The following is a 26,178-nucleotide window of genomic DNA, read 5'->3' on the forward strand; positions in this document are numbered from 1 at the left end:
CAAGATTAGCGATAATCTGGCAAACCCGCTTAGATTCTTGAATGGCGGGGCTGCATTGAGCTACACAACACAAGTGGATAGTATGGTCAAACGGGCAATCTTGCATGGGCCACGAGAAATTGTCACTTTTGACGAAACAGGACTAAAAATAAAACAAAATGGAAAATTGGCGCGCAAATCCACCGCTTCAGCTTCGCAATGAACTGCAACATAGATTCGCTGCGTTTTAATTAAAAGCAGACAATTTATTTGCTACAAAACCGGGCATTCCTATTTGCTGTTAACTTGCTAGATATTGAAGAAGAAGTATTTTTTGCATTGAAAACCGATGATTAAAACTCAAACCAAGATTGGCAAAGCTGATTGGTCTGCCAGAATAGTAAAGATGACATACTATTTTTGTAATCAGAATGAGTGATTCGGTACCTAACGCACTTTGTGCGTATGATCCTTTTGTTTACGAAACGGCATAGCACAATCTGGATTAATTAATCTGAACGAACATCAAGCAAAGTCATCAAAAAAGTGATGGGTTACAAAAACCGATATCAATTGTTGATTCTGAACAACTTGAGCATATTGCTCATGAAATAGTTAATATTTATGAATTAATCGCACTAAAAACTCCATGAGAAATATTTCCAGAAGAAAATTGATGCAATTAAGTCTGTTAGGCGGCATAACCAGCGCTTTGGGCAGCCGCAGTAGTTTTGGGAAAGCATTAGCGCTGATACCTACGCCCGATGAAACAGAAGGGCCGTTCTATCCGGCAAAAGATCAAAATGATAAAGATGCCGATTTAACGCAAATTGAGGGGCATACGGGTGTTGCTCACGGGCAATACATCATTGTCAGCGGACAAGTCCAGGATGTCACCGGCCACTCGATTGCAAATGCGGTATTAGACATTTGGCAAGCCGATGCCAACGGCCGTTACCGTCATCCGCGTGATCCCAACAAAGCTAAGCTGGATGAAAACTTCCAAGGATGGGCGGTCATTCAAACTGATGACAAAGGTTTCTTCCGCTTTAAAACCGTGATGCCCGGCGCTTATCCAGCCAGCGGAAATTGGATTAGACCGCCGCATATCCATATAAAGATCTCAAAACCGGGTTATCGCGCGCTGACGACACAAATGTATTTTCCCGATGAGAAACATAACAAAACCGATTTATTGCTGAACGCAAAATCCGCAGCGGAGAAATCCGCGATGATTGCCAAGAATGTCGGCCAGCAAGGAAATTTACCCATTTACGAGTACAATATCGTGCTCGATTTACTTCGCAAATAAATTATGACAACCAAACACAGTGCATTGCTTATTCTGGGTTCCGGCCCTGCTGGCTATACCGCTGCGGTCTATGCCGCGCGCGCCAATCTGAATCCGGTCGTGATCACCGGGCTGGCTCAGGGCGGGCAATTGATGACAACGACCGATGTGGACAACTGGCCAGCGGATGCGATGGGCGTGCAAGGCCCGGAATTAATGGAGCGGTTCCAGAAGCATGCCGAACGTTTTCATACCGAAATCATTTTCGATCATATTCATACCGCAAAACTGACTGAAAAACCGATTACGTTAACCGGTGATCAAAGCACCTATACCTGTGATGCACTGATCATTGCCACCGGTGCTTCCGCGCAATATCTCGGCTTACCTTCAGAAGAAGCATTTATGGGGCGAGGCGTATCCGGTTGCGCGACCTGCGACGGCTTCTTTTATAAAGGACAGGATGTCGCCGTGATTGGCGGCGGCAATACCGCAGTGGAAGAAGCGCTCTATCTGGCCAATATCGCACGCAGTGTAACGGTAGTTCACCGACGCGAACAGTTCCGGTCGGAAAAAATTCTGATTGATAAATTGATGGAAAAAACCCGTAGCGGCAACATAAAATTGGCATTGAATCACGTGCTCGATGAAGTGCTGGGCGATCAATCCGGGGTTACCGGCATGCGCATTAAAAGCACAAAGGATGATTCCACCCAAAAGATCGATTTGCAGGGTGTTTTTATCGCCATCGGCCATAAACCCAATACTGATATTTTTACCGGACAACTGCAAATGGAGAATGGCTATATTGTTACGCACAGCGGTGGTCAGGGTAATGCGACGGCAACCAGTATCCCCGGCGTATTTGCCGCGGGCGATGTGCAGGATCACATCTACCGCCAGGCTGTAACCAGCGCTGCCAGTGGCTGTATGGCAGCACTTGATGCAGAGAAATATCTGGACAATCTGAAATAATTGAATGAATCGGAGATTTGGCTACAGTGGCTACAGCGAGTCGACGATAGGATTGGATGACTAAAAAAGATTCTGCCCATGATGAAGACGAAATGGCGCTGTTTTACGCAGCAATGCGTGATGTTTCGCCATTACCTGCCACAGATAAGCTAGCTCCTAGCGGTCCAAAAATCCCCCCGATTCCCCGGAAAAAGAATACTCAAGAACAGGCTCCAGCAGAAGATGCTCTTTCAGATCATATCGCCATGGAAATTGAGGCGGGAGACGAGTGGTCTTATCTGCGGCCGGGCATGTCACGCCAAACACTGCGGCGTTTACGTCGTGGTTACTGGGGAATCCAGGATAATCTGGATTTACATGGATTCACACGCGACGAAGCAAGGCAGGAGCTAAGTGCGTTTCTGGATGCCTGTGTGCTAGAAAAATATCGCTGCGTCCGTGTCATTCATGGCAAAGGGTTAAGTTCAAAAAACCGTGAGCCGGTTTTGAAAATCCGGATCGGAAATTGGTTGATGCAACGTGCTGATGTTCTGGCATTCTGCCAAGCCAAACCAGAAGACGGCGGTGGCGGTGCTATCCTGATTCTGCTCAAAGTCAATGCATAAACTTGGGGAATAGCCGGTATTTATAACGAAGGGTTGGATTCTTGCGGAAAAGACTTCTCATATCGGCTCTGGCATTCAATGCAACGTTGCGCAGATGGATGCGCCAGCAATCGCTCAAACCCGATTGCATTGCCGCAATCAATACAATCGCCGAATTCCAGCTCGCTCAAGTACTTGAGGGACATTTCCAATTCGCGCATTTCGTTAATCTGCCGGTCGACCAGCGCCGTATCAACGTCATCGGGAATATTGTTTAAATACTCCACCAGATCAAAATCACGAATATCCTTGGTATGCGCCAACTCGCTGCGAATATCTTCCTGCAAATCCAAATAGCGTTTGTGTAATGCAACTTTAAGTTGCGTCAATTGATCTTCAGTAAAATTGGCCATCCTGTACCCCCTTTAGAGAAATCTCATGCATATTGTATGAAATGGAAAATTAATCTTTGATGGAAGTCAACAGAGCATCAATCCATTGAAATCCTGCCATTCGTTATGCAGCTTGCAATTGCTTTAAATCTTTAATCACTTCCTTAGAATTTTGTGCCGCACTTGCCGACAAATAAATGCGTGCGATCTTGCCCTGTGGATCGATCAGAAACGTATTGCGCCTGGCAAACTTAACAATACCCAGGTTGATCAGGGAATGGTAACGCGCTGCTATTTCTGCTGCGGTATCCGCCAGAAGCGGGAATTGCAGATGATATTTTTTAGCAAAATCAGCATGACTATTCGTGTCATCTACACTGATGCCAATCACCTCCGCACCTAAATCCGCCAATTCCTGAAGGCCGTCACGAAAGGTACAGGCTTGTTTGGTGCATCCGGGCGTATCGTCTTTCGGATAAAAATACAACGCCAGCCATTTCCCGTGAAAATCGGCCAACGTATGTATCTTTCCATGCTGATCCGTCAATTTAAAGTCAGGCGCAGATTGCCCCACTTCGAGTGATTTTTTATTCGTGGAAAAAAACCAGAACATGAATCCCAACGCAAACACCGACAAGATAATAGTTAACCATTCCATGATACTTATTCGTCCTTATTCGTTATAGTGATGCCGCACCGGCCAGGCCCATAGCCGCAATAGTACGATTGCCAGCAGCGCCAGCAAGCTGGCAAACAAAAATGCCGACGCCGCGCCGTATAGATGCCAAATCACCCCAAACAACAATCCCGCCGGGATGGCGGCAATGCCGCTGACCAAATGATACCAGCCAAAAGCCGTGCCACGCTCATCAGGTGATGCATAATCACTGATCAATGCACGCTCCGCGCCTTCGCTCAACCCTATCAACAGGCCATAGAAAATACTCACTGTCCAAAGGCCGGTGCTGGCAGTTACTTGGCTTATTGCCAGAAACGATACCGCAAGCGCTGACCAGCCAATCAGAATCAAAACACCGCGTCCAAAATGATCCGCCAATTGCCCGCCTTGCGTGGAAGTGATGGCCTTGGCAAGATTCAGCGCCGCCCATAACAACAGTAATTCAACAACGCCGATACCTAATTCATGGCCGAATAACAAAATAAAAGTTTCAGAAGCGCGCGCAAACGTGAACAGCATCAATACCCATAAATAACGCTGCATCGGCACAGACAACGCAGACCAGCGTAGCGGTGGAAGTGTTCGCGGCAATTCTGTTCGCCGAACTTGATTGATTTTCTCTTCTTTCACACCCGCACCCAACAGCGCTACCGCGACAAAACCGGGAATCGCCGACCACAGAATCACTTCACTTAAGCTCAAATCCGACCATGCCAGTATTGCCGCCGCCGTCAATGCGCCGGCAACCGCACCGGCATTATCCAACGCGCGATGAAAACCAAACGCATAGCCACGGATATGTGGCGGCGCCGCATCGGCCACCATCGCATCGCGCGGTGCGCTACGCAATCCTTTACCGACACGATCCACACTGCGCAGCAGCAATACGGTGACCCAGGAACCCGCCAATCCAAGCAACGGGCGCGCCAGATTGGAAAGCATATAACCCGACAACGCCAGCCCTTTACGCCGCCCGCTCATTACATCGGAATGCCGTCCCGCCCATAATTTCAGAAAACAAGCCAGCGCATCCGCCACCCCTTCTATCAACCCCAGCGCAATGGGACCTGCAGACAGCACAGTCGCCAGCAAAATAGGAATCAGCGGCACAACAATATCCGAAGCAAAATCGTTGAAAAAACTGACTAATCCGAGAACAACTACTGTTCTGGGTAATTGTCTTGAAATGGCCGGTTGCGCAGGATTCGTCTGATCAGGCTTATTCATCGTGTGATATTAGCGTAAAATACCAAGTTAGCCCTGGTAGCTCAGTGGATAGAGCAACCCCCTCCTAAGGGGTAGGTCGCACGTTCGATTCGTGTTCAGGGCGCCAATTAATCAATATGTTAATCAGCAATAGAATTGACAAGTACAATCCAGTGCCACTCCAGTGCTACGCTACAAAGAAATTACAAGATAATTAAAATCAATACCAATATACTTTTATACCCATCTAAGGATATACCAAATGCGATGGTGGTAGTACATATAACATTAGTTCTGAAACATCTCTAATTAATCCAAAATAGATTGGAACTCAAGGCATTGTGACATTAATAGCCTTCAAACAGGTACCAATGCGATATTCCAGTTCACTGACAAGATGTTCTAGATGAACAACCAATTCCTCGGCAGAGTTAATGATTTCAGGAAATTCTGACTCAGCATATCTGAATATGTGATTCGTCTTGAAAGGATAAGTGCCACGAAAACCTTTTTTAAGAAGATCTTCGACTAAGGAAATGACGCTAGCCCCACAATACCCATCCTCTAGTAAGTCTTGGCGTAGGTCGTGCTCAATTCGAACGCGCTTTGGGATCGACCAATATTGCTTGCTTGCTGACTCTACTCGATCATACAGCTCGCTGAGTCGCATACTGAATACTTCATCCCTAGCTTCTCGACGAGTATCAGCGAGCGATGTAAGGTGAACATTGGTTAGCGCGGCTGCTTCCGAAGCACCGCTTTGAAACCCCTTCTCGGCCAGAAGAATGCCTCGATCTGCACCAGTATCAGCAACAATCTCGCGAAGTGCGAGAACATGTAGCTTCGATACACGGGAGTTCCAGAGCTTGCATTCGACAATCCAGGTGATCTCGAACCCTGCATGTTGAGATTTGACTACGACGTCAATAACATGCTTTGTTCGTACCCCTTGTATGGTAACGTTTGTATTGGCTTCAAGCCCTAGCGATCTGAAGAATTCAGCAGCTTCTTCTTGATACTCACTCCAATCTTCTGACAAATAAAAAGCCTTCCATGTCCGATAAATGCGGGCACACCGCGAGTAATTTCATTATGTTCAACAAGTAATTATATTAATAGGCATATTTTCCATGCTTTTAGTATTAACAGCAACAATGCCATTACTTTGTTAAGTTCGCTAAATGTATATCATCCTAAATTGGAACGATATACAGATGTGAATCACCCCAGATAACTTGCAAGATAGCGTGTTGCCACACCATGGAACTTCGCCATCCATTGTCTGAGTCGGCTGCCATAAGCATTAACATTCTGAATGTGGTAAACATCGTTGATAACTCGTTGACCTGCAGCAATGTTGACTGGACGATGAACAATTCTTGCATTCCTGGTGATCTGTCTGTAGGCGGGCATTCCATCTGTGCAAAGAATGGCATCTTTGCTTAACAACGGGATAGCGCTACTTAATAACTTCATCGCCTTTCCATGCTCTCTCAGTAACAGGCCGATTTCCTTTTGCAGCTTACTTAATCCGTGCTTATAAGCGCTCTGGCTTGATCTGGCCTAATTCTGGTTGATTGTCTCTGCTTTCTTGCGACCATCGTATGCAATTCTGAAGATAACTTGTTAGAGTGCTAGGTATTCCACTTATATCTGATTCGATGGTAATGAATTGTGTGAGGTAGTTTTTTATCATGCTGAAGCCGACCGGTTACTATTCCTGGGAAAATACCTATTGAATCTGAAAAATTCTTAATTGAGACATGTGAAATGTCTTCTGATTTTAGAAACGTTTGATATTCTTCACAAGGTATTAGCGCTTTCTGAGCAAACAAATCTGCTTCTTGTTCTTGCTTTTGATATTGTGGATCAAGCTTTCCGTTCTCAAGAAAAGTGGCTCTCTTATCATGAAGAAGAATATGACCAATTTCATGGAATAAACTAAACCAAAAAATATCTGACCATGCACCACGTAAGGACATCATAATTACTGCCTTATTCTTTCCTGCCCAGAAAGTTGCTCCAGTAGTATATGATTTGGGAAATGTTGGTACGAGCGCTAATACTATTCCACAATCAGTTAAAACTTTTTTAATTTTTTCAATTAATTGGTTTGGTTCTACAATATTTGTTAACTTCCTTAGTTTAGGAATTGTAAGTTGTAACTTCTCTTTACTAAAATCTGAAACATTTGCACGCTCAGCTATTACATGACCAGCCCTAAGCCATGCAGCTAATGATTCGTGAGAGAGAGAGTTTTTTTCTTCTTGGCGAAAGGCAGGAGCAAACTCTTTAACAGTGCGAATATTTTCTAATGAAGAAACCCCAAAAAATTTTCTTAATTCAACAACCCTTTTGGTTTTATCGCTTGTCGATTCAACTAATTTTAGTTTGCTTAGTTGTAAGTAGGGAAAACTGTTAATTAAGCTCTGCTCTTTTTTAATTTCCTCAAGCTGTTGTTGTTTAGCTAGAATCAGCCTAAATTCAGTTTCAAGGTTGCTCCAAAACTGCGCGGAAACTCCAAGCACTTGCTCTAATTGCAATGCTGTTTCTGGCGTTATCGCCTTCTCCCCCTTCACTATTTCATTGATAGCCTGGGGAGGGCGCCCCATTCTCCTCGCCAACTCCGCTTGACTAATTTCCGCATCTTCTAACACTTCCTCAAGATATTCTCCAGGAGGAATTGCTATATCAGAAATAAATGCTGTTTCAGTCATCATAATGCTTACTCACTTCTTCAATTAAGGCTATATTTAAACAATCCCCATCAGCCACCGTGAAAATTAACCTATAAAAACCTGTTAACTTGACAGTATATTGTCCATGTCTATTGCCTTTCAAGGCATGGCATCCTAAACCTGGAAGTAACATCACCTCATCTAGGTTTTTTGCTGCTTTTATTAAATTAACCCTATGAATGTACTTTCTTGCAACTTGGTCTCCAAACTCCTTTTTAGCTTGGCTACTTTGGCAATAGCACTTTTCAAGCTTTTTAGTCTTGAAGTTTACAATCAAGTTTGCATCCTAAGTATAATTTGAATTAAGAACTACTATTCACCTAATAGGTGAATAGTATATGGTTACGGGTATTATGTCGAGATGTAAAGCTCTAACGCCAAAATCAGCGCAAAGTTTAAGTTGACTATATTGACGCATTTTATATAGCCAGTAAATGTTGGATGGATTGAATTGAATTGAATTGACAAACATCGCCGGATTACCGCCGTACCTTTCCATATCTCCACCGGGGTATAAATAGATACTTCAAAACCATCTTAAAAATTGGCTTCTTTGGGGCTTTTGGAAGGTTCTTCCTAAAATGCTCGCCCCCTTTCTTTTTATGGCAGCTTCCTCGAGTCCAACCACTCCAACGATTTTCTGCTCAGTGTGTAACATTTCAGCCCGAAATCATTTGGAAACGTCATGTCAATAGTCAATATATCCTAAAAAGATATGGGGATGACCGCGATAACGAAGTACCATGGCCGAACCATCGCGTCTGCTTGCCGAAGGTTCGTTCTACAACGTAGCGAACTTTGGTAATCAGGCTATTTCGTTGTAATTGTCGTTGCGTTAGTGGTTTGTTCTTGACCGCTTTATCTTGAATGCCTTTTTTTTATGCCGCGTGACTTCAAGGTATCGTGATGCTTTTGGCTGCAGTAGCTTTGTCGGCATGAACGCGGGGCTGGGTTTGATCCCCGCTTTATCAAGCAGTGTCAGCAACGGCTTGCTGTCATGGCAATTGGCGGCAGTCGTCTCAACCGCTATCACTCAGCCATTATCATCGACTACGGTATGTTGTTTATAACAAAAGACTGATTTTCCGCCTTTCTTGACCCAGCGTGCTTCGGTATAGGTGCATAATGCTGGGCGATTGCTCTTTCTATCGGTGCCCAATTGATCAGTTGATCAGTTGATCAGTTGATCGAGGAATTTTCCTTTACGAGTGCGACGGGTAACATCAAGTTCTGAAAAACTCATATTCATTAGCTCAACAGTTTGATTCAAAAATATATTATATCATTAAACGCATCTAAAACTGACTCTGGCCGTGCAAAATTCTCGGACAATTTCTACGTCTGAAGCTTTGGTGAATGTCTTACACGATTAAATCCTAGCTTTTACATTTGACTATTGCGGTTTATTCTTGAGTTCTCATTCGAAAATTCTGTAAATTACGTTGTTGAAGCAATAAGATAGTTTTTAATTTTCGCATTTCACGGGAGTGCAGACCATTTTTTCGTGAATTTTGTGAAGCAATAAGTTTACCTTGCTTAGTCTTCGGTCCCGTGGATTTTGCCCACGGCTGCCATTGCCTGATTTGTTCTGCTTGTCGCTTGCGTCTTTCCAAAGTCCAGCCTTTCGCCATGTTGTTGCTCCAATAGTTCGTTTTTGGTTTTTTGTAAATTCTGAGATTTTTTAAGATCTTCTGATTTATCTGAGTTATTAACTTGCATGTGCCCAAGGGATTGATTCATCTGCTGTTTTATGAAAGTTGTCGGTTTTGGATTCTTCATTTCATATAAAGATAGAATTGTTTTCCGAGTGTTATCCTGCGCTTTTAACACCACACGCGCCAAGCCTTCAATCGTTTTGACATCATCAGAATTGCCCATTTTTACCGCCATATCAGTAAAAATGGCATCAAGCACTATGACCTGTCCGGCTAATAGCAGCTCAAACTTAGCGAATTTGCCTTCTACTGCATCAAGCGCAAAATCGCTTACCAATGACGCCAGATAATCTTGATTTACTTTTTTTCCTCCAAACACCCTATCCTTATAAACATTCACCAATGTGTTTGCATGTAGTTTAGCAGTGTCCATGATGGTGTCGGCATTCTTAATAGATTCGACAAACCGCTGCTTTTCTTCATCGGTCAACTCAGCCATAAATGAACCTCATTCCTTGGTGGTTTAAAAATCCTTCTATTTTGTTGATTGTATCCCTCCAACCCCACCATCTACTCACATTCCTTCAACAATGCTTCAATATCCTCCGGTGCAAGCGGTAGCAATTCATCGATTCGGCTATTAGGCCAGGTGGGGAGTTTTTCGAGGGTGTCGGCTAGCCATTGTGCGGGGTTGAGGCCGTTGAGTTTTGCGGTGCCGAGTAGGGTTTGAATGGCGGCGGCACGTTTTCCGGCGCGTTCGGAGCCGGTGAACAGCCAGTTTTTCTTGCCGAGCGCGATGGGGCGAATAGTGTTTTCGACGGGGTTGTTGTCAATCGGCAGGTGTCCGCTGCTGGCGTAGCGGATTAGGCTTTGCCAGCGCTTCAAGGTGTAGTCGATGGCTTTGGCGGTGCCGCCGCCATTGGCAGTTTGGGCGCGAGTTTGCAGTAACCAGTCGTGCAACGATTGCAGGATCGGCAGGCTTTTTTCTGCACGTAGTATCTGCCGGGCTTCGGTCGATAAGTGCTTGCCTTCGGCTTCGACGGCGTAAAGTCCGCCTATGCGCTGCAACACCTCATACGCGACGGTGCTGGCATTGGCTTGGTGCAGGTCGAAGAATTTGCGGCGCGCGTGCGCCCAGCACCCTAATTCAGTGCAGGGTGATGCTGTTTTGGAGAATAAAGCCTTGTAACCGCCATAGTCGTCTACCAGCAAGTGGCCTTGCCAGCTGTTGAGGAAGTTTTGCGCATGTTTGCCACTACGGCTGGTTTGGTAGTCGAATACGATGATGCGCGGCCCCAACTCAAAATCGTTACTGCGATACGCCCACAGATAGGCGCGTTGCGTTCTTCCGCTGCCGGGATCAAGTTGCGCCACCGGGGTTTCGTCGGCGTGTAACACAGAGCCATGCAATAAGTGCAAAATCAGCCGGTCAACCAGCGGTTGTAGTGCCACGCCTACACGTCCGATCCATTCCGCCAACGTGGAAAGCGATAAAGTGACACCTTCCCGGGCGGCGATTTGTGCGATGCGATACAGCGGCAGGTGATCGAGGTATTTGCAGATCGTGATCCAAGCAAGCAGTCCGGGTGTTGCCATACTGCCGTCGATCACCGCGGGCGGAACCGGTTCCGCGACCACGGTTTCGCAAGCCCGGCAGGCGTATTGCGGGCGGATGTGACGGTGCACGAAGAATTCGGCGGGTTTGACGTCCAGTTGTTCGCTGACGTCTTCGCCGATTTTTACCAGATCGCTGCCGCACTGTTTGCATTGGCAAGATTCCGGTTCATGCCGGTGTTCGATGCGTGGCAGGTGATCCGGCAGAGGTTGGCGCCCAGCGCGTGCACGCTTGGGTTTTTGCGGAACCGGCAGCGGCAGTTGCTCGATTTCCGCTTCGATCGCCGCCGCATCAGTTTGCCAGTCTTCTTCGAACAGGCTGAATTGTGGCTGCGACAGTGCTTCGCTCTTCGCGCCGAAACGAATGCGGCGCAAATGTGCCAGTTCCAGCTTCAGTGCCTGATTCTTCGCTTCCAGCAGTTTGAGCTCGTTTTGTGCTTGCGTAAGCAGTGATTGAATAAGGTTCGATACCTCGGTTTTAGCTTCCGGCGTGAGGTTCAAATGATCTAATTCGATTGACTGTTTTGCGTGCGTTTTCATGGCGTTATTATACTGCAAAACTTGCGCAAAGTGATTCCAGTATTGGCTTTCAGCTATATTTTCTTGCGCAGGATTGCAACCCCAAACGACACCAATCCACCCCGGCAATCAACCACTCCCATTGCAACGCAGTCAGTTCCATCCCGCCCGTATCCGAACGCCCCCAAACGAACCGTCCCTGATGCAAGCGCCGCTGGCACAACCACACGCCGGTGCCGTCCCACAGCAGCACTTTGATGCGATTGCCCGCGCGATTGCAAAACACAAACGCCGAACCCGCACAAGGCGAGCGCTGCAACGCCTGCTCCACCAATACCGACAATCCGTCAATGCCGCGACGCATATCCACCGGCTCAACCATCAACCAAATCTTCCCTGGATTCGCAATCAAAGACACTTCAACAACTCCCCCAGCCAATGCGGCGAAACCGTCGATGGCAGCTCCAACACATGATTGCCTTGACCGCGAAGACGTAGCGTGCTCGTCGGTGCAGGCATCGGTTTGATCGTGACCGGGACCAACGCAGGCGGCCGGATAACCTGACCGGCACGATGCTTGCGAACCCAATTGCCAAACGTCTTGGTATTCAAACCATGTTCCCGGCAATAAGCCGCCTGAGACTTACCGCTGGTTTGCCATGCTTCGATATGAATTCGTCGCGCTTCTGATGATGACATCGTCCCTCCTTGTAAAAGGTTTGAGGATAGCGATGACGTATCAGGGTGTTAATGTGGATGGATTGGAGGCTTACTGCGAAACGCCTCGAACAGAGAGAGCATTGCCGGTGTAATCAGGTGTGGATGATCGTCTATCGTATAGTTTGAGGAAGGCTCAGCCCTGGGGCGATAAGCTGCCAAAATAGCGTCGTCTAACTTCGGTGATTCCCAAACTTGCACGGCGAGTTTGGCGAGGCGCTTAGCTCTCTCAATGATCGCACTTTCGTCCCAAACATGAACCTGACCGAGCCCTTGATTTACCTTGAGAGGGCTCTGCCTGAAGCCTCCATCCATGTCGCGTTTTACAATAAATGGTCGGTCACTGTATTCCGAATTGTAACCAGTGAGTGTCAGATTGCCCAAGGTGTGTAACCAGGTTTGCTGGATACGTTTCCATTCGGCTCCCAGAGATTCTTGCCACGCAGTATTCAGGTTTTCATTTTGCGGTAGGATGTGCTCCACGGTGTATTCATCCACTGGCACCACTTCCTTGCGCCCGTGGTTCTCGAATCGACGCAGCCAATAACTGCGACTGCGGAAATTGTAGAGATCACGAGTCTGAATATCGCGTACATATTCATCGTCACTTGGAAAACGTCGGTATGAAGGAAGTAGCATAAAGTGGGCGGCGATACTCTCCAGATAACGGTCTTTCTTTAGTGCCTTGCTAAAGGTAGCAAAAGTTTTGTTCATCGAATTAGTGGGTATGGCACAAACTGCACGGCGAAACACATAGGCTTCAACCCAACGCACCGCGCTCACAAAATCCGACTTACTCAGGTACTGTGTAGCGTAGTCGCGATAAAGTTCCAGTAGGAATGGATAAGCCACATCGACTTTCAATTCGCGCAGGTCATGAAACGCTCGACTCAGTTCGTGGTCGATCTCCTTGCCCAAACCCATTGCGCAAAAATAGCGCGAATAGTCTCGGATTCTACTGACCAGCATTTCTACATGACTGTCATCACTCACAGCCCCGGCCCTTGTCTCTCGGGCATGGGTCTTAAACGCTTCATACACGGCATTGGTGTTGGGAATTTCGCCCGACATCACCGTCAAGTAATGACGCATGAAGCCATCAAAATGAGTACCGTAAGCTTCTTGCCCGAAATCCATCTCTATAGGACGCCAGAATTGTTCATAGAGGCGCGTTTGCAGCGCAGGCTCTAGCCCCATCAATATGAAATTGCGAATCAAGTCAGCTTGGCTCAACTCTTTTCCTGTCGAGTTCATGCTCTCAAAAATGAGCTGCGGATTATCCTGATCGCGGTTCAGAGCAATATCAACCACCACCAGCTTAGCCAATCCCTTGCAAAGAGTCGGCAAATTCACCACGTCGCTCTTGATCCACTTCTGAAAAGCGGCATAATTCTCAGATACGCGCAAAGAATGATTATCAGGCTGCGGGTGCTTGCCTACCAACGCGGTCAGTGTGTCTTTGTCGGTTTGTGACAACAAAAGTTTGAAATGCCTTTCACCAATTTCCTCTGGATTTAACAGGAAATAGTTACGAATCTTTCGTTGGGAGAAGCCTTCGAACGGTTCCGTTTCACCTACCGCTTCGGCCAGCGCCGTCAGCAACAGCGATACAGTAGTGAGGCGTTGCTGTCCATCAATGACCAGCAAAGGCGCTTGATGTGTAACCTGCGATAGCCCGCTCTCCACATAGACTATGGACCCAATGAAATGAACGGGAATATGATCGTTTCTTCCACAGCGGACAACATCTTCCCACAGTTGTCGACACTCTTTCTCGGTCCACGAATATGTGCGTTGGTAGATGGGAATGACGAATTGCGGTGACTTCTTTAAGAAATCAAGGAGTTTGGCTTCGGTGGCTTTCATGTGCGTTGTCCTTATCTAAATATCTATCACTAATGTTTTTTCAACCGCTATACGCCATCCTACTCCCCCAATACAGTCCAGTCATATTCATGGGTGTCCTTCCGATCGCTCCCTAAGCGCCTCATAAAGTTGCGCCGGGCCGAGCAAAATATCCCGCAACCCGCTCCGCACTTTTTCTGACTCCAGGGCTTGTTTGCTCATGGTGCTATGGGCAGCCAAGGCATCCATAATGGCATTCATCAACTCGTTGGATAGGTCAGGCGAGTTGGCAAACTGTTGTTTGGTGTTGTTGGCAGCTTGCTGAACCAGTGTTTTCGATTCCAGCAACTTACCCTTGATGACATTGTTAACATAAATGAGCTGATCGTCATCGGACAATTCACCTTCAAACAAATCGTTCACCTTGGCAATAATTTCCGCCAGATAAGCTGTTTCCTTTTCCTGCACTTGCCCGGTACCCGCACCTTCCATTGGTGTCAGTTTTGGATATTCGCCATCGACCAAGGCTAACGTCCGCTTTCCCTCAGCTTTCAAGTTATGGTGCGTCAGCATGACCTTGGAGAGGTCAAGTCCTTCACGTTCCCGTCCGAATTCCAGCAGCGGGATCAATCTTTTGTAGAAGATAAAACGTTTCTCAATGGCAGTGTTGCCATAGTCAAATATCTGGGAAAGGAACGCATACATACGTTGGAATGCGCCCATATCATGCTTGAACAGGATAAGCGCGTTCATTTCGTTCTTAGCATCTTCGGCTGCTTTGCTATCTTCCTTGGCATTGGCAGCTTTCAGCTTTTCCTGAGCCGCTTTATAACGATGCAAAATCCGTGCGACGACTGGCTCTAATGCTCCGGCCAGATCGCTTTGCTTGGACTTCGGGTTAAACTCCACCTCAACCACACGGTTGACTTCAAACTCATCATAAAAACCCGCCGCGTCCAGCTTCATGCGTAAATCATAAACCAGGTGCGGGTCGGTGACGTTGGCTAATTCTGCGGTTTCGTAATAGGTAAGAAAGGCAGCCAGAATTTCTTCGGGGTCATTCACGAAGTCCACCACATAGGTGGTATCTTTGCCCTGATGGGCTCGATTGAGGCGGGACAGCGTTTGCACCGCCGTAATACCTGCCAGCCGTTTATCGACATACATACCGCACAACAGAGGTTGATCAAATCCGGTTTGAAACTTGTTGGCAACCAGCAGGATTTGATAGTCTTCTGTATTGAAAGCCTCACGGATACCCTGCCCTTTTAGGTTCGGGTTCATGGTCTTGCTGGTTTCGCTGAACGGCTCATTGCCTGATTGGCTATCGTTGACCTCACCGGAAAACGCCACCAGCGTGCCGATTTTATAGCCTTGGGCTTTATAATGTAGGCATCAATCGCCAGCCGCCAGCGCACCGCTTCAATACGGCTACCGACCACCACCATAGCCTTAGCTTTGCCGTTCAGCAGTGGGGCTACATTTTCGCGGAAATGTTCGACCACCACTTGCACTTTCTGGCTGATATTGTAAGGATGCAGCCTGACCCAGCGCATAATGCCTTTCAGGGCTTCGTTACGCTCGACTTCTTTATCATCCAATTCTTTGCCATCATGCGCGAGTTTGAACGCTAATTTATAAGGGGTATAGTTTTGCAGCACATCGAGGATGAAGCCTTCTTCAATCGCTTGCCGCATCGAATAGACATGAAACGGCGCAGGTAGATTGTCCGCACCGGCTGGCAAATCAGGATTGGGCAATCGTCCAAACAGTTCAAGGGTTTTGGCTTTGGGTGTAGCGGTAAAGGCCACATAGGTAATACCACTTTCCGCCGCCCTGCTTTCCATTTGCGTGACCAGTATGTCTTCAGTGCTGATTTCCCCGCCGTCGGCCAGCTCTTGCAATTCTTCCGCCGATAGCACGGCTTTCAGTTTAGCTGCCGCCTCTCCGGTTTGCGACGAATGCGCTTCATCAGCAATTACAGCAAAGCGCTTGCCCTGTGTCGCGGCCAGTTCCTGCACAGCTTTAAGCGCGAAAGGGAAAGTCTGGATGGTGCAAACCACAATTTTCTTGCCACCGGACAGCGCCGCCGCCAATTCCGTACTTTTACTAGCGCCCTCTCCTTTGATCGTGGCGACCACGCCAGCCGTGCGCTCAAAATCGAAAATCGCTTCCTGTAACTGGTCATCCAGCACAGTGCGGTCAGAAACCACCAACACGGTATCAAACAGTTTTTTATGGCTGGCATTGTGCAAATCGGCCAGAAAATGCGCCGACCATGCAATTGAATTGGTTTTGCCGGAACCCGCCGAATGCTGGATCAAGTATTTACCGCCCGCACCTTCCTGCAACACCGCCGCCAGCAGCTTGCGCGTTGCGTCCAACTGATGAAAACGCGGGAAGAGGACTTTCTTAATCTGTTTTTTCTCGTCCTTTTGCGCCACCAGATAGCGACCCAAAATCTCCAGCCAGCTATCCCGCGCCCAGATGTCTTCCCATAAATAAGCGGTGCGATGCCCTTGTTCGTTGGGTGGATTACCCGCCGCCCCGTTATCGCCCCGGTTGAACGGCAAAAAGCGCGTTGCCGAACCTTCCAGCCGCGTGGTCATATGCACTTCGCTATTGCTCACCGCGAAATGCACTAAAGCCCCATTGGGGAAAGACAATAACGGTTCCGCGCTTCCCTGCCCCTTCGGGCGCGGTTCGCGGTCAAAGCGGTATTGGTCAACCGCATCTTCAACTGACTGGGTGAAGTTGGTTTTTAACTCTGCCGTGGCAACCGGAATGCCATTCAGAAATAGGCCAAGGTCAAGCGCATTTTCATTGTGCAGCGAATAACGCAATTGCCGCACAACCCGCAGACGATTAGCGGTGTATTTGACGAGAATATCCGGATTCATAGCCAAGGCGGGTTTGAATTGGGCAAGCATGAGCGGTTGCCTAAGCCCAAGCAGTTCAATTCCGTGGCGTAAAACGTCTAACGTACCGCGTTGGTTAAGTGAATCCCGCAGCCGCCCCAGTAACACATCCGCCGCCTGTGCGCCGTGGTTCTTCACCAGTGCTTCCCACGCCTTCGGTTGGGTATCCTGCACCCAAGCCAGCACATCCGCCGGAAATAACGCCCGTGTGCGGTCATAGTTTGCCGCATCGCCTTGCGAAGTCAGCCAGCCGTTAATGGCCAGATGATCACAGATTTCAACCTCGAAATTGATTTCCTTATGTAAATCGCTCATGACAAAAATTGGGCAGGACTAACAATTGTAATTTCATGCCAAGGGTTCAGGATAAGCAAATCCTCATCGCTTGAAATCACAGTCTGTGCCGAACAATGCAATGCCAAAGCTAAAAACTTGTTGTCGCGAGAATCCCGGCATGGCGGTGTTAGGATTTTTTCTTCGTCAAGAGTGACCGGAAATAGAGCGGTTGCGGCATGATAAAGCTGCAAAAAACCCAGGCGGCTTTCCCGGTCAAGGTAACGATCAAACTTATCGCGCAGCAAAACGCTTTCCAACTCAGCCAGCGTAGCAGGCGAGACACAAAGCGTTCCGGTTGCCAAGGCATAATTGAAGGCTTGCCTGGGAACTGACTGCGGCTTTAACAATGTACTGATCAACGTGCTGGTATCAATGACAATTCGTTTAACGAAGCTCATTGACCAACTGCTTGACAGCTTCAACGGTTAATGCATCTGCTTCCGGTGTTAATTTTTTATCGGTTTCGGCGAAAAAACTTTCGAAAGCCGCTACCGCTTTGGAACGCTGCTTACGGATTTCCATGAGTTCCTCCATATCCAGGCAGGAAACCATAAACGCCACAGGACGTCCACGGCGGGTAATGGTTATCGGTTCGCGTTGCGCTGTATCCAGCAATTCGCCAAAACGGTTTTGGGCTTCAACAGAGGTCATAGTACGCATATTTTTTCTCCAACTAGCTAATATAGGTATTATAGTTAATACGGCTAAATTAACAAGGCACGGTTTCCGCTTTTACTTCCGTTTTAGCTGAGACCAACCCACGCACGTCAATTTTCCCGGTCACGGCGGCGGAAATTAGCGCGGTGCGGCGTTCTTGGAGTAAGGTAATGGCGGTTTTGGCTTCCGTGGTTAGGGTGTCGAGTTTGGCGGTTTCATTCTGAAGAAACTCGGCGATTCGAAATTGTTCATCAAATGTCGGTAATGCCAAAATAAAAGATCGGAATTGGTCCTGAGACAAATTCTGCATACTAGAGCTTGTTCCAGCACATACGGATTTAATGTAAGCCCTATAAACCGGCGTTTGCGTCCAAAAATAAATGAATGCGGTGCAAGTATCAGAAAAACTGACTTGCCAGAGTCGGTCAGGTAAATAAATATTTATAGGAGCAGCAGTTACTAATCCTGTAGCGCCAACCAAATCAGGTGTATTCATTCTGCTTACAATCAGGGTATCAGCTTTAAGTGGACAAGTGACACGATCAATTTCTTGCTCAATTACGGTTTTGTTCTCCGCAGGATCAAATATCCCTGAGTAGACACAACTTGTTTTTAGAACACCAATTTCATGATTTTGCGCGGGTTCATCGATAGCATTAACGCTAGTACCAGAATCTATTTTGCCAATTACAAATTTAATGGGTCTAACTTCCCAATGGTTTGGCACTTCGCCCAGCCAATCGATACCGGAATCTTTCATCGGTACGTTGGGGTTTAGGCCTTTGGTGACGGCGTGGGAAATGACCGCTTGCCGTTTTTCCTTGAGTAGTTCTATCAGCCGTTGCTGTTCGGCAATCAGCGCATCAATCTTGGCGGTTTCGCGGTCGAGGAAGGCGGCGATGGTTTGTTGTTCTGTCTTCGGAGGAAATGGCATTTCCAAATTATCCAGCGCGTATTGACCGAGGCCGACGCGAGTAAGTCCATTCGCATATACAGCGCAGCACGACTTCACATATATTGAGTCAAAAAGCCGCTTAATGAATGCGCCACAAGTTGCTTCACGAGGATGAATCATTGACAAGTGGTAGCCACAAATGACATTAGGCAAATCCTGTGGAACGTAGGCGGCAATTGCAATGTCATCGGCGGTTTCCGAATCCTTCGTGATGATCGTATCACCCCCTCGCAGGGTGAATTTCTTGATCTGATCCGCTGACGCGGTTGCCGCCATAAAATCGATATGCGGCGTTATTTTCTCGTTGTAATACACGTCGGTGTAATTGCAGAGAAGGACTGGCGTTTCGTTCTCGTAAGTTTTTTTATCAACATTGCTCGGAAATACTTCACAGACTTCCTTTAATCGCCTTACATCCCAATGCTCTGGCACGTCACCTAGCCATTCCACACCACTGTCCCTATAGCGTTTGTAACGCGGGAAACTCATGTTTGCGTCGTTTCTAAAAATGGATTGACGATCCGCAACCGGTCTTCGATTATTTGTCCGTGTTGCAGGTCTTCGGTATATAACTGCTCGCATTCGGTTTCTAAAGCAGAAGCCACAATCAGGCTATCCCACCATGAAAAGCGGTAACGCTCCCGTATCTCAAAGGCGGCAGCCAAGGTTTCCAGGTATAGACAAAACACATCACAATGCCAAAGCATGTTTTTGATATTGACCTGAATAAAAGCATCGCTGGCCTTGTTTTTGAGCATGACACTGTAATACTCGTTAATTACTTGATTGCTGATAATTAACGGCAATACCTTCACCATCTCGGCAGCCCGTTGGCAGCGCGGATCGTTTGCCCGTTGCAGATGGGCGTATATCCAAACATTGGCATCTGCAAATAGCCTAGCGTTCATAACGCTCATCTCTGGATGGCATGATGATTTCATCGACTGGTAGGGTCAGATAATCCGGCTTTCTGTCATGTAACTCATCGTGGGTCAATTTCAAGCGGGTCGGAAGCGGGGAGAATTTTGCATGTTGCAGGCCAACCCTCGGTGGGCTTTGGTCTACATCATCAATTTCATGAATGACAACTTCGATGGTTTTATGAGGGAATAGGGTTTTGATTGATTCCAAAAACTCATTATTCAGTTCATCGGCATTTAGTTTGTAGACGGTTTGCATGGATGTCTCATGATAGTTAGAAAAGTTTTAAAAAAGTGTGTATTCGGTACTGGCGCAATTAATGTTGTTACAAGTTATTGTCTCACCAGTGGTGAGATTTTCTATCATCTTGCAAGTTTCGCAAAACTGCCGCGCCACGCTCACGCCGTCAGCCCTTTAATCATGGTCAGGATACGATCCGTGCATTGCTTCAAATCCGCATCAATCGCGGCCAGTTCGCGCGGCGGCTCGAACACATAGAAATGCCGGTTGAACGGGATTTCATAGCCGACTTTGGTTTTGTCATGGTCTATCCACGCATCCGGCGCATGGGGCAGCACTTCGCGCTTGAAATAGATTTCCACGTCTTCATTGAGCGGCACGTTTTCAGTGTCACGCAAACTGGAATCTGGTTGCGGTTTGCCTTTTAGCTTGCCTTTTTCACCGAGAATGATTTTGCCGTTCTCGTCTTTTAACGGACGTTCAACGGTGATGGTGCGATAACCAAAATCACTGTTCTTGAAAATTCTGGAAATCGGCTTTTTGCCCTCGCTGGTCTCGATGAATTGCCCGAACAGGCGGGTAATCTCGGTAATATGGTCATCCGATAGCTCTTTGCGTTTTGAGCCAAGGCTTTTGCGCATTTTCTGCCAGAAGCCACTCGCATCAATCAATTGCACGGTGCCTTTGCGATGCGCCAGCTTGCGATTGCTGAGTATCCAGACATAAGTGCTAATGCCCGTGTTGTAGAACATATCGGTCGGCAAGCCAATAATGGCTTCCACAAAGTCGTTCTCCAGCACATAGCGTCGGATTTCGCTTTCACCCGAACCTGCCCCACCCGTGAACAGCGGAGAACCGTTAAGGACAATGCCAAAGCGGCTACCGCCATCGTTGGCTGGACGCATTTTGCTGATCAGGTGCATGAGAAACAGCAGCGAACCGTCGGACACGCGCGGCAAGCCCGCCCCGAATCGGCCATTGAATCCTTGCTGCTCATATTCCTTACGGACCTCTTTTTCGACCTTCTTCCATTCCACACCAAAGGGCGGATTGGAAAGCATATAGTCAAACTTCTTATGGGGGTGGCCGTCTTCTGAAAAGGTATTGCCGAACACGATATTGGCGACATCCTGCCCTTTTATCAGCATATCGGCTTTGCAAATGGCATAGGATTCCGGGTTCAACTCCTGCCCAAACATGGTGAGGCGGGCTTCGGGGTTGTGCTCTTCCAGATATTCACCCGCGACCGACAGCATCCCGCCCGTTCCTGCCGTGGGATCGTAAATGGTGCGGACGACACCCGCTTTTGCCAGCACTTGATCATCTTCGATGAACAGCAGATTGACCATCAGGCGGATCACTTCACGTGGGGTGAAGTGATTCCCCTGCGGTTTCGTTGGAGATTTCAGCAAACTTGCGGATGAGTTCTTCAAACACCAGCCCCATTTGGCTGTTACTGACTTTGTCGGGGTGCAAGTCGACATTGACGAACTTTTCAGTAACTTGATACAGAAGCCCAGATTTAGAAAGCTTGTCGATCTGGGCATAAAACTCAAAACGCTCGAATATATCCCGTACCGCTTCTGAAAAACTTTGGATATAGGAGAACAGATTTTCCTTGATATGGTCTTGATCGCCCATCAGCTTCTTCATATCCAGGGGCGAAATGTTATAGAAACTTTGCTTGGCTTTACGGAGCAGGAAGGGATCGGCGTTTAAGCCGAGTTTTTTCTTTTCTTCATGCTCAGCCAGCACAGCGGCTTTGGTAGATTCCAAAACGCAATCCAAACGGCGCAACACGGTAAATGGCAGGATGATCTTGCCATAATCGGATTGTTTGTAATCGCCACGCAACAGATCGGCGACCGACCAAATGAAGGCTGAGAGAGATTGATGATTCATACGTCCTTAATTCTGATTTTTATTATTTTTGCTGCTGATTTGCATTCTATTTACCCATAATGGTATAGGTAACATGAAAATACTGGAATAAGAATATCAAAGGACCACACGCTTAATTTTTGAAATAATAAAATGTTGCATTGAGCCTAATGAAGCAAATCGAATAATTGTTTTTAAAATCCTACTGTGTCTTATATTTGCGAATGAAATAAGCTTTCAGATGATAAATGTATAAAATGAATAAAAGTTGTTGATTTTTCACATTATACCCTGCTAGATTACCAACCACTTCTTAAACCACTAATAGGGCATCCCCATGAACAAGACCGAATTGATTGAAGCCATTGCTACGCGCTCTAATACTACCAAAGCCCAAACAACCGCGATGCTGAACGAATTGCTTGAAGTTATTCAGGAAGCCATGGCTAGTGGCAGCGATGTTCAGCTTGTGGGATTTGGTACTTTCTCAGTAACAGAACGCGCAGGTCGTGAAGGCCGCAATCCAGCGACTGGTGTAACCATGACAATTCCTGCCAAAAAGGTCGTTAAATTCAAGCCAGGTAAAGCCCTTTCTGATGCTGCGGCTTCTGTTAAGAAAACCAATGCTGCCAAATCAGCAAAGCCTAAACAAACTGAAAAAAAGAAATAATACGATTGGGTGTGTTTTGATTGGAAGAGCCCAGGGAATCATCAAGGAAGAACAATTCCCTGGGGAAAGTTTATGAATAAAATCATATTGTAGACTTCTCTTCTGTCTACAATTAATTCATCGACCAGATCAAATAAAACCTGAACGACTATTGATCCTTCAGTCGAACCAATCTTGGCCAGCGGTCATGTATCCAAGTATATTCAGGTGGCGCATCGATAGTTACCACATAAACCCGAGTTTCTTTGTCTCTTTCTGTGTGCCAATAACCCTTGAATCACCATCCGCTTATCCAGTCCTATCCAGTGAGACTGGTTGTTATGGTCTTTTTCCTCTCGGCAACTTTTGAAACAGCTGCCATCTTTCCCTTTTTTATGGATGCCAAGAATTCAGGATGTTCGTTCTTCCAATTGAGGATGGTACTCACACTAACCTCAAAGAACTCTGCTACCAGGATCCACTTCTACTTCAATTAATTCAAAACTAATTCACTTGAAATATCTCTGACAAAAAAACCATATCTTTCGCCGTAATGTGCACAGGTGTAGCGGTTTGTCATTGCATTACCGATCTCGCCTTCTCATTCCGATGGCGTATCTCGAAAACCACCAGCAACCCGAACAAAATTAATAGAGTGCTTTCCGGGAGCTTCTCGCCAACCTCAACCAATTCATTCAGAATCGAGACTGAAAATGCTTCATCATTGGGACTAACCAGCAGATCTTCTTTAATCAAGTAGTCTGCATGTTTATTGATTTCTGCAATAAGTTCGTTTCGGTTCATGCTGCCTCCAGTTCAATTGAAAACATGCGAGCCAATTTCGTCAGACCCTTGGGAGTTACATGGCAGTAAGGTTTGCGGCATTCTTGCCCGGTCTTGTCGTCCGTGTAGATGGCTTCCTTAAATTGCAGGCACCCGTTTTTGATGTACGCGTCGTAGGCGACCCAAGAACCGTTCTGACGATATGCCCAACCATCAACATGCAGTTGCGCCATGAGATCTTTTCGCTTGACCCCCAGCACCTTCGCGACTTGGGTCATCGTCAGCGTGTCTTTCCCGGCTGAGATAAGGTCGAGCGCTTCCGCCTTCGGTGCGACAAGTGCAAGTTTCGCCTCGACCTTAGCTAGGCCATCCGCTAGCTCAGCCGCAAGACGTAAAGCTTCAGGAAGTGTTTCAGGTATCTTGTGGACTGATTGAGCTTCTAGTGTCGTCATCTTATCGAACACTTTTGCCTGCAAATCGTAGCTGTAGCTCATAGCCATTAGGCAGGCTTCGCGCTTAGGGAAGCGGTAGCTAGGACGCTCTTTGTTTTGAACGTCTCTGTAGGTGTCCCGAAAATTTGGGGCACCTGATTCGCCCAATACTTGAGGCACTTTTGCTATAAAATGATCGTGACGAAGCTCAGATTCACCCTCTTCGCGTTGCAAGTTGATAAATTCAACCAACTCAAGGCTGGTCATTGTCACGGCTTCTGTATCTCTATTAATTAGATTGTTCATGATTAAACTTCCTTATTTATATTCGCCAGACAAAGATAATCTTCTATCGTTTTAATTGATCTCATGTCACCATCATCGATACCGGCCTCATACCCCTTATCACAGCATTCATTGTCAAAAAGGAACCAATAAAGACTTTCCTGACATCCATTAAATTCAAACCCATAGTATGGCTATATAGAAAGGTGCACGACAGGCGTGTCATAAGTTCTGAGAAATTGCCTGATTTAACACGGTGGGCGTGTCATATTCGGCAGTTTCATCAGGAGGACCGCACGCTGGGCGTGTTATATCGACCACATTTGACACGCCGGGCGTGGGAGTCAATTTAATTTTGAGAGGCGGTAATGGTTCATGCAGCCGCCATAAACTCAAGGGCTTATTGGTTGCTTTAATATCCAGTTTTCCACCACATTCATCTATGGCAGAAAAGGTCAGGGCGTAAAGATGTGCGCGCTTGCGGTCTCCATAGCGCGAGACTATGATCAATTCCACATCCATTAGCTCCTTGCGGGCTTTGTTGAGTGTGTCGCGTGATTTCCAGCCGCGTTTCTCCATGACCGACCATGACAGACACAAATCGCCGTTATTGAATCCTTTGAATTGTGCCAGCAGATCATTCAGGAGCTTCACTGCCTGAGCGGATAATCCGATATAGACTTTGCTTTCAAGCAAGCAATGAGGCAAAGCTGCAAATCCACCCGGTTCACGGCGTTCGGGTGAAAGCCAGTTCTTCTTCTTACCACTCATGCAGAAAGTTCCCTTGAAAGATCGGAAATACTAATTTATTTGTTGTGCGCTACAAATTAGATTTATTGCCATAGGAATTATGGCTCGCCGCCGATTGTGCGACGATCAAGGAAAGCATCCAGTGCAGATTTGCGATATTTAACCAGCCGACCGACTTTGACGAATTGGATGTTATAGCGCCCCACACATCGCCAAACGCTGAGTGTGTTTTCAGTTACGCCAATATAGGCGGCTGCTTCCGATGGAGTGAATAGTGGATCGGTGGATTGATTCTTTAGGATTGATGATATTGCTGATTGTGCTTGCATAAATTTCCTTAAGTAAAAACTGGAACACATCCAGAGATATTAGGAAAGTTACACAAAACGAAGAAATAAAAAAATTAAAAAGGATTCTATATTAAAGGTGCAACCATTTATAAAATGGCGTCATTACTGAGTTTAAGGATACCACTATTCTTCAGGTCTGCGTCCTGCTGGCACCCACTCTGGTCGGATTATTGTTGCACCTTTCTCTGCAAGACTCTGGGAAAAGCCATTTTTTTGAAGCCAAGCTACTACAGTAATTTTTTTTGGATACGTTGTTGGATCATTTTTGTCAACGTTAGTCCAAAATTTATTAAATGCTTGATTTAATATTACCAACATTTTCGATTTATGCTGATTGACGGAAATTATCTGTGCCACTACTTTTCTTTGGTTTGTCGATATCAGAGCCAATATATCTTCACTAGGAATTACGGCATCATTATAGTTAACCTGGTAAAAAGCTCGTTCATACTCTTTCTTTTCATGATTGTAATCATATGGACTATAAAAATAGGGAGATTCAATTTCAGGGAACTGATAATCATCGTAAGTAAATAATATTTCGTGAATTTCATTAGGATCGAAACATACAAGTTCGCGTTCTGGCTCAATCTCACTTCTCGGAATTTTAATATACCCTCTAAATAGATACGGACCATCATCAAGTGAAGAAAAGGGAAATTCTTCGGTATATTTGAATTTTGCAAGACCCCCATCAAACCAAATGCAGAAACGAATCTCACCTCGTATAGCGCTTTCCACTATATCCTTTGCACTTAAGTTTTGTTTTATCTCAAAAGTTAGGAATTCTACTGCTTCCTGTATACTGTAGTAACGCTTTAACATAAC

Annotated in this window: 30 protein-coding genes, 1 tRNA gene and 1 pseudogene; 6 read left to right on the plus strand and 26 right to left on the minus strand. The window is 46.6% G+C overall.

The features are described from left to right. Positions 1-55 precede the first annotated feature (55 nt). The 4 genes from NIT79A3_RS18940 to NIT79A3_RS16495 all read left to right on the plus strand — a co-directional run bounded on the left by NIT79A3_RS18940 (position 56) and on the right by NIT79A3_RS16495 (position 2,850). The gene (locus NIT79A3_RS18940; protein WP_156797122.1) at positions 56-202 is read left to right on the plus strand and encodes a hypothetical protein; all 147 of its coding nucleotides are present in this window, start codon (positions 56-58) and stop codon (positions 200-202) included. A gap of 453 nt (positions 203-655) precedes the next feature. After that, positions 656-1,291, plus strand: coding sequence for a protocatechuate 3,4-dioxygenase (locus tag NIT79A3_RS16485; protein WP_348225663.1), 636 nt, complete (start codon positions 656-658; stop codon positions 1,289-1,291). 3 nt (positions 1,292-1,294) lie between these two features. Further along, positions 1,295-2,245, plus strand: a complete 951-nt coding sequence (gene trxB / locus NIT79A3_RS16490) for a thioredoxin-disulfide reductase (RefSeq protein WP_013967279.1) — start codon at positions 1,295-1,297, stop codon at positions 2,243-2,245. A gap of 56 nt (positions 2,246-2,301) precedes the next feature. Beyond that, positions 2,302-2,850: a Smr/MutS family protein gene (locus tag NIT79A3_RS16495; RefSeq protein WP_013967280.1), complete on the plus strand. Its 549-nt coding sequence runs from the start codon at positions 2,302-2,304 to the stop codon at positions 2,848-2,850. 20 nt (positions 2,851-2,870) lie between these two features. Here NIT79A3_RS16495 and NIT79A3_RS16500 read toward each other — a convergent pair whose 3' ends face one another. From NIT79A3_RS16500 to NIT79A3_RS16510, 3 genes are all read right to left on the minus strand, one after another. Continuing rightward, positions 2,871-3,242, minus strand: a complete 372-nt coding sequence (locus NIT79A3_RS16500; RefSeq protein WP_013967281.1) for a TraR/DksA family transcriptional regulator — start codon at positions 3,240-3,242, stop codon at positions 2,871-2,873. Positions 3,243-3,345: 103 nt separating this feature from the next. Next, a complete protein-coding gene (locus NIT79A3_RS16505) occupies positions 3,346-3,879 on the minus strand; it encodes a peroxiredoxin (protein WP_013967282.1) in 534 nt (177 codons plus the stop codon). Positions 3,880-3,894: 15 nt separating this feature from the next. Then, positions 3,895-5,127 carry an MFS transporter gene (locus NIT79A3_RS16510; protein ID WP_013967283.1) on the minus strand — a complete coding sequence of 411 codons (1,233 nt, stop codon included), beginning with the start codon at positions 5,125-5,127 and terminating at the stop codon, positions 3,895-3,897. Positions 5,128-5,157: 30 nt separating this feature from the next. On the opposite strand from NIT79A3_RS16510, the gene NIT79A3_RS16515 reads away from it, so the two are divergent. Then, positions 5,158-5,233 (plus strand) — tRNA-Arg (locus tag NIT79A3_RS16515). Between the two features lie 204 nt (positions 5,234-5,437). Here the strand turns inward: NIT79A3_RS16515 and NIT79A3_RS16520 are convergent. The 18 genes and pseudogenes from NIT79A3_RS16520 to NIT79A3_RS19640 form a co-directional block, all read right to left on the minus strand. Then, positions 5,438-6,145: a restriction endonuclease gene (locus tag NIT79A3_RS16520; RefSeq protein ID WP_013967284.1), complete on the minus strand. Its 708-nt coding sequence runs from the start codon at positions 6,143-6,145 to the stop codon at positions 5,438-5,440. Between the two features lie 185 nt (positions 6,146-6,330). Beyond that, positions 6,331-6,651: pseudogene (locus tag NIT79A3_RS16525) on the minus strand (IS1595 family transposase); the annotation flags it as partial. An 89-nt stretch (positions 6,652-6,740) separates the two neighbouring features. Continuing rightward, positions 6,741-7,826: a HigA family addiction module antitoxin gene (locus NIT79A3_RS16530; protein WP_013967285.1), complete on the minus strand. Its 1,086-nt coding sequence runs from the start codon at positions 7,824-7,826 to the stop codon at positions 6,741-6,743. After that, positions 7,816-8,121 carry a type II toxin-antitoxin system RelE/ParE family toxin gene (locus NIT79A3_RS16535; RefSeq protein ID WP_013967286.1) on the minus strand — a complete coding sequence of 102 codons (306 nt, stop codon included), beginning with the start codon at positions 8,119-8,121 and terminating at the stop codon, positions 7,816-7,818. Before NIT79A3_RS16535 ends, NIT79A3_RS16530 begins: the two co-directional genes overlap by 11 nt. A 1,259-nt stretch (positions 8,122-9,380) precedes the next feature. Further along, positions 9,381-9,998 carry a hypothetical protein gene (locus NIT79A3_RS16540; RefSeq protein WP_013967287.1) on the minus strand — a complete coding sequence of 206 codons (618 nt, stop codon included), beginning with the start codon at positions 9,996-9,998 and terminating at the stop codon, positions 9,381-9,383. Between the two features lie 71 nt (positions 9,999-10,069). After that, positions 10,070-11,653 carry an IS66 family transposase gene (locus NIT79A3_RS16545; protein WP_013964261.1) on the minus strand — a complete coding sequence of 528 codons (1,584 nt, stop codon included), beginning with the start codon at positions 11,651-11,653 and terminating at the stop codon, positions 10,070-10,072. A 49-nt stretch (positions 11,654-11,702) separates the two neighbouring features. Continuing rightward, positions 11,703-12,050 carry an IS66 family insertion sequence element accessory protein TnpB gene (gene tnpB / locus NIT79A3_RS16550; protein ID WP_013964262.1) on the minus strand — a complete coding sequence of 116 codons (348 nt, stop codon included), beginning with the start codon at positions 12,048-12,050 and terminating at the stop codon, positions 11,703-11,705. Beyond that, the gene (locus NIT79A3_RS16555; RefSeq protein ID WP_013964263.1) at positions 12,041-12,331 is read right to left on the minus strand and encodes a transposase; all 291 of its coding nucleotides are present in this window, start codon (positions 12,329-12,331) and stop codon (positions 12,041-12,043) included. Before NIT79A3_RS16555 ends, tnpB begins: the two co-directional genes overlap by 10 nt. Before the next feature lie 48 nt (positions 12,332-12,379). Continuing rightward, positions 12,380-14,215, minus strand: coding sequence for a DUF262 domain-containing protein (locus tag NIT79A3_RS16560; protein ID WP_013967288.1), 1,836 nt, complete (start codon positions 14,213-14,215; stop codon positions 12,380-12,382). A gap of 87 nt (positions 14,216-14,302) precedes the next feature. Then, positions 14,303-15,478 carry a type I restriction endonuclease subunit R gene (locus NIT79A3_RS19215; protein WP_198009372.1) on the minus strand — a complete coding sequence of 392 codons (1,176 nt, stop codon included), beginning with the start codon at positions 15,476-15,478 and terminating at the stop codon, positions 14,303-14,305. After that, positions 15,475-17,427, minus strand: coding sequence for a DEAD/DEAH box helicase family protein (locus NIT79A3_RS19220; protein ID WP_198009373.1), 1,953 nt, complete (start codon positions 17,425-17,427; stop codon positions 15,475-15,477). Before NIT79A3_RS19220 ends, NIT79A3_RS19215 begins: the two co-directional genes overlap by 4 nt. Beyond that, on the minus strand, positions 17,424-17,846 hold the full coding sequence (locus tag NIT79A3_RS16570; RefSeq protein ID WP_013967289.1) for a putative toxin-antitoxin system toxin component, PIN family: 423 nt from the start codon (positions 17,844-17,846) through the stop codon (positions 17,424-17,426). Before NIT79A3_RS16570 ends, NIT79A3_RS19220 begins: the two co-directional genes overlap by 4 nt. Next, positions 17,833-18,108 carry a type II toxin-antitoxin system prevent-host-death family antitoxin gene (locus tag NIT79A3_RS16575; RefSeq protein ID WP_013967290.1) on the minus strand — a complete coding sequence of 92 codons (276 nt, stop codon included), beginning with the start codon at positions 18,106-18,108 and terminating at the stop codon, positions 17,833-17,835. The genes NIT79A3_RS16570 and NIT79A3_RS16575 overlap by 14 nt, the downstream gene beginning before the upstream one ends. Before the next feature lie 49 nt (positions 18,109-18,157). Further along, entirely contained in the window at positions 18,158-19,549 is a 1,392-nt protein-coding gene (locus NIT79A3_RS16580) for a restriction endonuclease subunit S (protein ID WP_013967291.1), read from the minus strand. Further along, the gene (locus NIT79A3_RS16585; RefSeq protein ID WP_013967292.1) at positions 19,546-19,968 is read right to left on the minus strand and encodes a PIN domain-containing protein; all 423 of its coding nucleotides are present in this window, start codon (positions 19,966-19,968) and stop codon (positions 19,546-19,548) included. Before NIT79A3_RS16585 ends, NIT79A3_RS16580 begins: the two co-directional genes overlap by 4 nt. Then, complete coding sequence (locus NIT79A3_RS16590) at positions 19,958-20,239, minus strand: hypothetical protein (RefSeq protein ID WP_013967293.1); 282 nt, start codon at positions 20,237-20,239, stop codon at positions 19,958-19,960. Before NIT79A3_RS16590 ends, NIT79A3_RS16585 begins: the two co-directional genes overlap by 11 nt. A 140-nt stretch (positions 20,240-20,379) precedes the next feature. Continuing rightward, positions 20,380-21,654: a class I SAM-dependent DNA methyltransferase gene (locus NIT79A3_RS16595; RefSeq protein WP_348225665.1), complete on the minus strand. Its 1,275-nt coding sequence runs from the start codon at positions 21,652-21,654 to the stop codon at positions 20,380-20,382. After that, positions 21,584-22,123, minus strand: coding sequence for a type I restriction-modification system subunit M N-terminal domain-containing protein (locus NIT79A3_RS19640; protein ID WP_348225666.1), 540 nt, complete (start codon positions 22,121-22,123; stop codon positions 21,584-21,586). The genes NIT79A3_RS16595 and NIT79A3_RS19640 overlap by 71 nt, the downstream gene beginning before the upstream one ends. A 316-nt stretch (positions 22,124-22,439) precedes the next feature. Between NIT79A3_RS19640 and NIT79A3_RS16600 the strand changes: the two genes are divergently transcribed. Then, positions 22,440-22,772, plus strand: coding sequence for an HU family DNA-binding protein (locus tag NIT79A3_RS16600; RefSeq protein ID WP_013967294.1), 333 nt, complete (start codon positions 22,440-22,442; stop codon positions 22,770-22,772). A 555-nt stretch (positions 22,773-23,327) separates the two neighbouring features. Here the strand turns inward: NIT79A3_RS16600 and NIT79A3_RS16605 are convergent. The 5 genes from NIT79A3_RS16605 to NIT79A3_RS16625 all read right to left on the minus strand — a co-directional run bounded on the left by NIT79A3_RS16605 (position 23,328) and on the right by NIT79A3_RS16625 (position 26,175). After that, positions 23,328-23,555 (minus strand): hypothetical protein, encoded by a 228-nt coding sequence (locus NIT79A3_RS16605; RefSeq protein ID WP_013967295.1) that lies wholly within the window; start codon positions 23,553-23,555, stop codon positions 23,328-23,330. Continuing rightward, positions 23,552-24,271 (minus strand): phage antirepressor KilAC domain-containing protein, encoded by a 720-nt coding sequence (locus NIT79A3_RS16610; protein WP_013967296.1) that lies wholly within the window; start codon positions 24,269-24,271, stop codon positions 23,552-23,554. Before NIT79A3_RS16610 ends, NIT79A3_RS16605 begins: the two co-directional genes overlap by 4 nt. A gap of 201 nt (positions 24,272-24,472) precedes the next feature. After that, a complete protein-coding gene (locus NIT79A3_RS16615) occupies positions 24,473-25,021 on the minus strand; it encodes a hypothetical protein (protein WP_013967297.1) in 549 nt (182 codons plus the stop codon). 77 nt (positions 25,022-25,098) lie between these two features. Beyond that, positions 25,099-25,329, minus strand: a complete 231-nt coding sequence (locus NIT79A3_RS16620) for a helix-turn-helix domain-containing protein (RefSeq protein WP_013967298.1) — start codon at positions 25,327-25,329, stop codon at positions 25,099-25,101. A 144-nt stretch (positions 25,330-25,473) separates the two neighbouring features. Further along, the gene (locus NIT79A3_RS16625) at positions 25,474-26,175 is read right to left on the minus strand and encodes a hypothetical protein (RefSeq protein ID WP_013967299.1); all 702 of its coding nucleotides are present in this window, start codon (positions 26,173-26,175) and stop codon (positions 25,474-25,476) included. Between the last annotated feature and the right edge of the window lie 3 nt (positions 26,176-26,178).

Origin of the sequence: Nitrosomonas sp. Is79A3 (assembly GCF_000219585.1) — a bacterium.
Lineage (GTDB): Bacteria > Pseudomonadota > Gammaproteobacteria > Burkholderiales > Nitrosomonadaceae > Nitrosomonas.

Coding starts and splice junctions, on each gene's coding strand:
- NIT79A3_RS16505 (WP_013967282.1), bottom strand. CDS start 3,879: ATGGAATGGTTAACTATTATCTTGTCGGTGTTTGCGTTGGGATTCATG.
- NIT79A3_RS16590 (WP_013967293.1), bottom strand. CDS start 20,239: ATGCAAACCGTCTACAAACTAAATGCCGATGAACTGAATAATGAGTTT.
- NIT79A3_RS16580 (WP_013967291.1), bottom strand. CDS start 19,549: ATGAGTTTCCCGCGTTACAAACGCTATAGGGACAGTGGTGTGGAATGG.
- NIT79A3_RS19640 (WP_348225666.1), bottom strand. CDS start 22,123: ATGAATCATCAATCTCTCTCAGCCTTCATTTGGTCGGTCGCCGATCTG.
- NIT79A3_RS16540 (WP_013967287.1), bottom strand. CDS start 9,998: ATGGCTGAGTTGACCGATGAAGAAAAGCAGCGGTTTGTCGAATCTATT.
- NIT79A3_RS16495 (WP_013967280.1), top strand. CDS start 2,302: ATGACTAAAAAAGATTCTGCCCATGATGAAGACGAAATGGCGCTGTTT.
- NIT79A3_RS16570 (WP_013967289.1), bottom strand. CDS start 17,846: ATGAGCTTCGTTAAACGAATTGTCATTGATACCAGCACGTTGATCAGT.
- NIT79A3_RS16605 (WP_013967295.1), bottom strand. CDS start 23,555: ATGAACCGAAACGAACTTATTGCAGAAATCAATAAACATGCAGACTAC.
- NIT79A3_RS16545 (WP_013964261.1), bottom strand. CDS start 11,653: ATGAAAACGCACGCAAAACAGTCAATCGAATTAGATCATTTGAACCTC.
- NIT79A3_RS16625 (WP_013967299.1), bottom strand. CDS start 26,175: ATGTTAAAGCGTTACTACAGTATACAGGAAGCAGTAGAATTCCTAACT.
- NIT79A3_RS19220 (WP_198009373.1), bottom strand. CDS start 17,427: ATGAGCGATTTACATAAGGAAATCAATTTCGAGGTTGAAATCTGTGAT.
- trxB (WP_013967279.1), top strand. CDS start 1,295: ATGACAACCAAACACAGTGCATTGCTTATTCTGGGTTCCGGCCCTGCT.
- NIT79A3_RS16560 (WP_013967288.1), bottom strand. CDS start 14,215: ATGAAAGCCACCGAAGCCAAACTCCTTGATTTCTTAAAGAAGTCACCG.
- NIT79A3_RS16610 (WP_013967296.1), bottom strand. CDS start 24,271: ATGAACAATCTAATTAATAGAGATACAGAAGCCGTGACAATGACCAGC.
- NIT79A3_RS16620 (WP_013967298.1), bottom strand. CDS start 25,329: ATGCAAGCACAATCAGCAATATCATCAATCCTAAAGAATCAATCCACC.
- NIT79A3_RS16500 (WP_013967281.1), bottom strand. CDS start 3,242: ATGGCCAATTTTACTGAAGATCAATTGACGCAACTTAAAGTTGCATTA.
- NIT79A3_RS16600 (WP_013967294.1), top strand. CDS start 22,440: ATGAACAAGACCGAATTGATTGAAGCCATTGCTACGCGCTCTAATACT.
- NIT79A3_RS16555 (WP_013964263.1), bottom strand. CDS start 12,331: ATGTCATCATCAGAAGCGCGACGAATTCATATCGAAGCATGGCAAACC.
- NIT79A3_RS16510 (WP_013967283.1), bottom strand. CDS start 5,127: ATGAATAAGCCTGATCAGACGAATCCTGCGCAACCGGCCATTTCAAGA.
- NIT79A3_RS16585 (WP_013967292.1), bottom strand. CDS start 19,968: ATGAACGCTAGGCTATTTGCAGATGCCAATGTTTGGATATACGCCCAT.
- NIT79A3_RS16575 (WP_013967290.1), bottom strand. CDS start 18,108: ATGCGTACTATGACCTCTGTTGAAGCCCAAAACCGTTTTGGCGAATTG.
- NIT79A3_RS16615 (WP_013967297.1), bottom strand. CDS start 25,021: ATGAGTGGTAAGAAGAAGAACTGGCTTTCACCCGAACGCCGTGAACCG.
- NIT79A3_RS19215 (WP_198009372.1), bottom strand. CDS start 15,478: ATGAACCCGAACCTAAAAGGGCAGGGTATCCGTGAGGCTTTCAATACA.
- NIT79A3_RS16485 (WP_348225663.1), top strand. CDS start 656: ATGCAATTAAGTCTGTTAGGCGGCATAACCAGCGCTTTGGGCAGCCGC.
- NIT79A3_RS16530 (WP_013967285.1), bottom strand. CDS start 7,826: ATGATGACTGAAACAGCATTTATTTCTGATATAGCAATTCCTCCTGGA.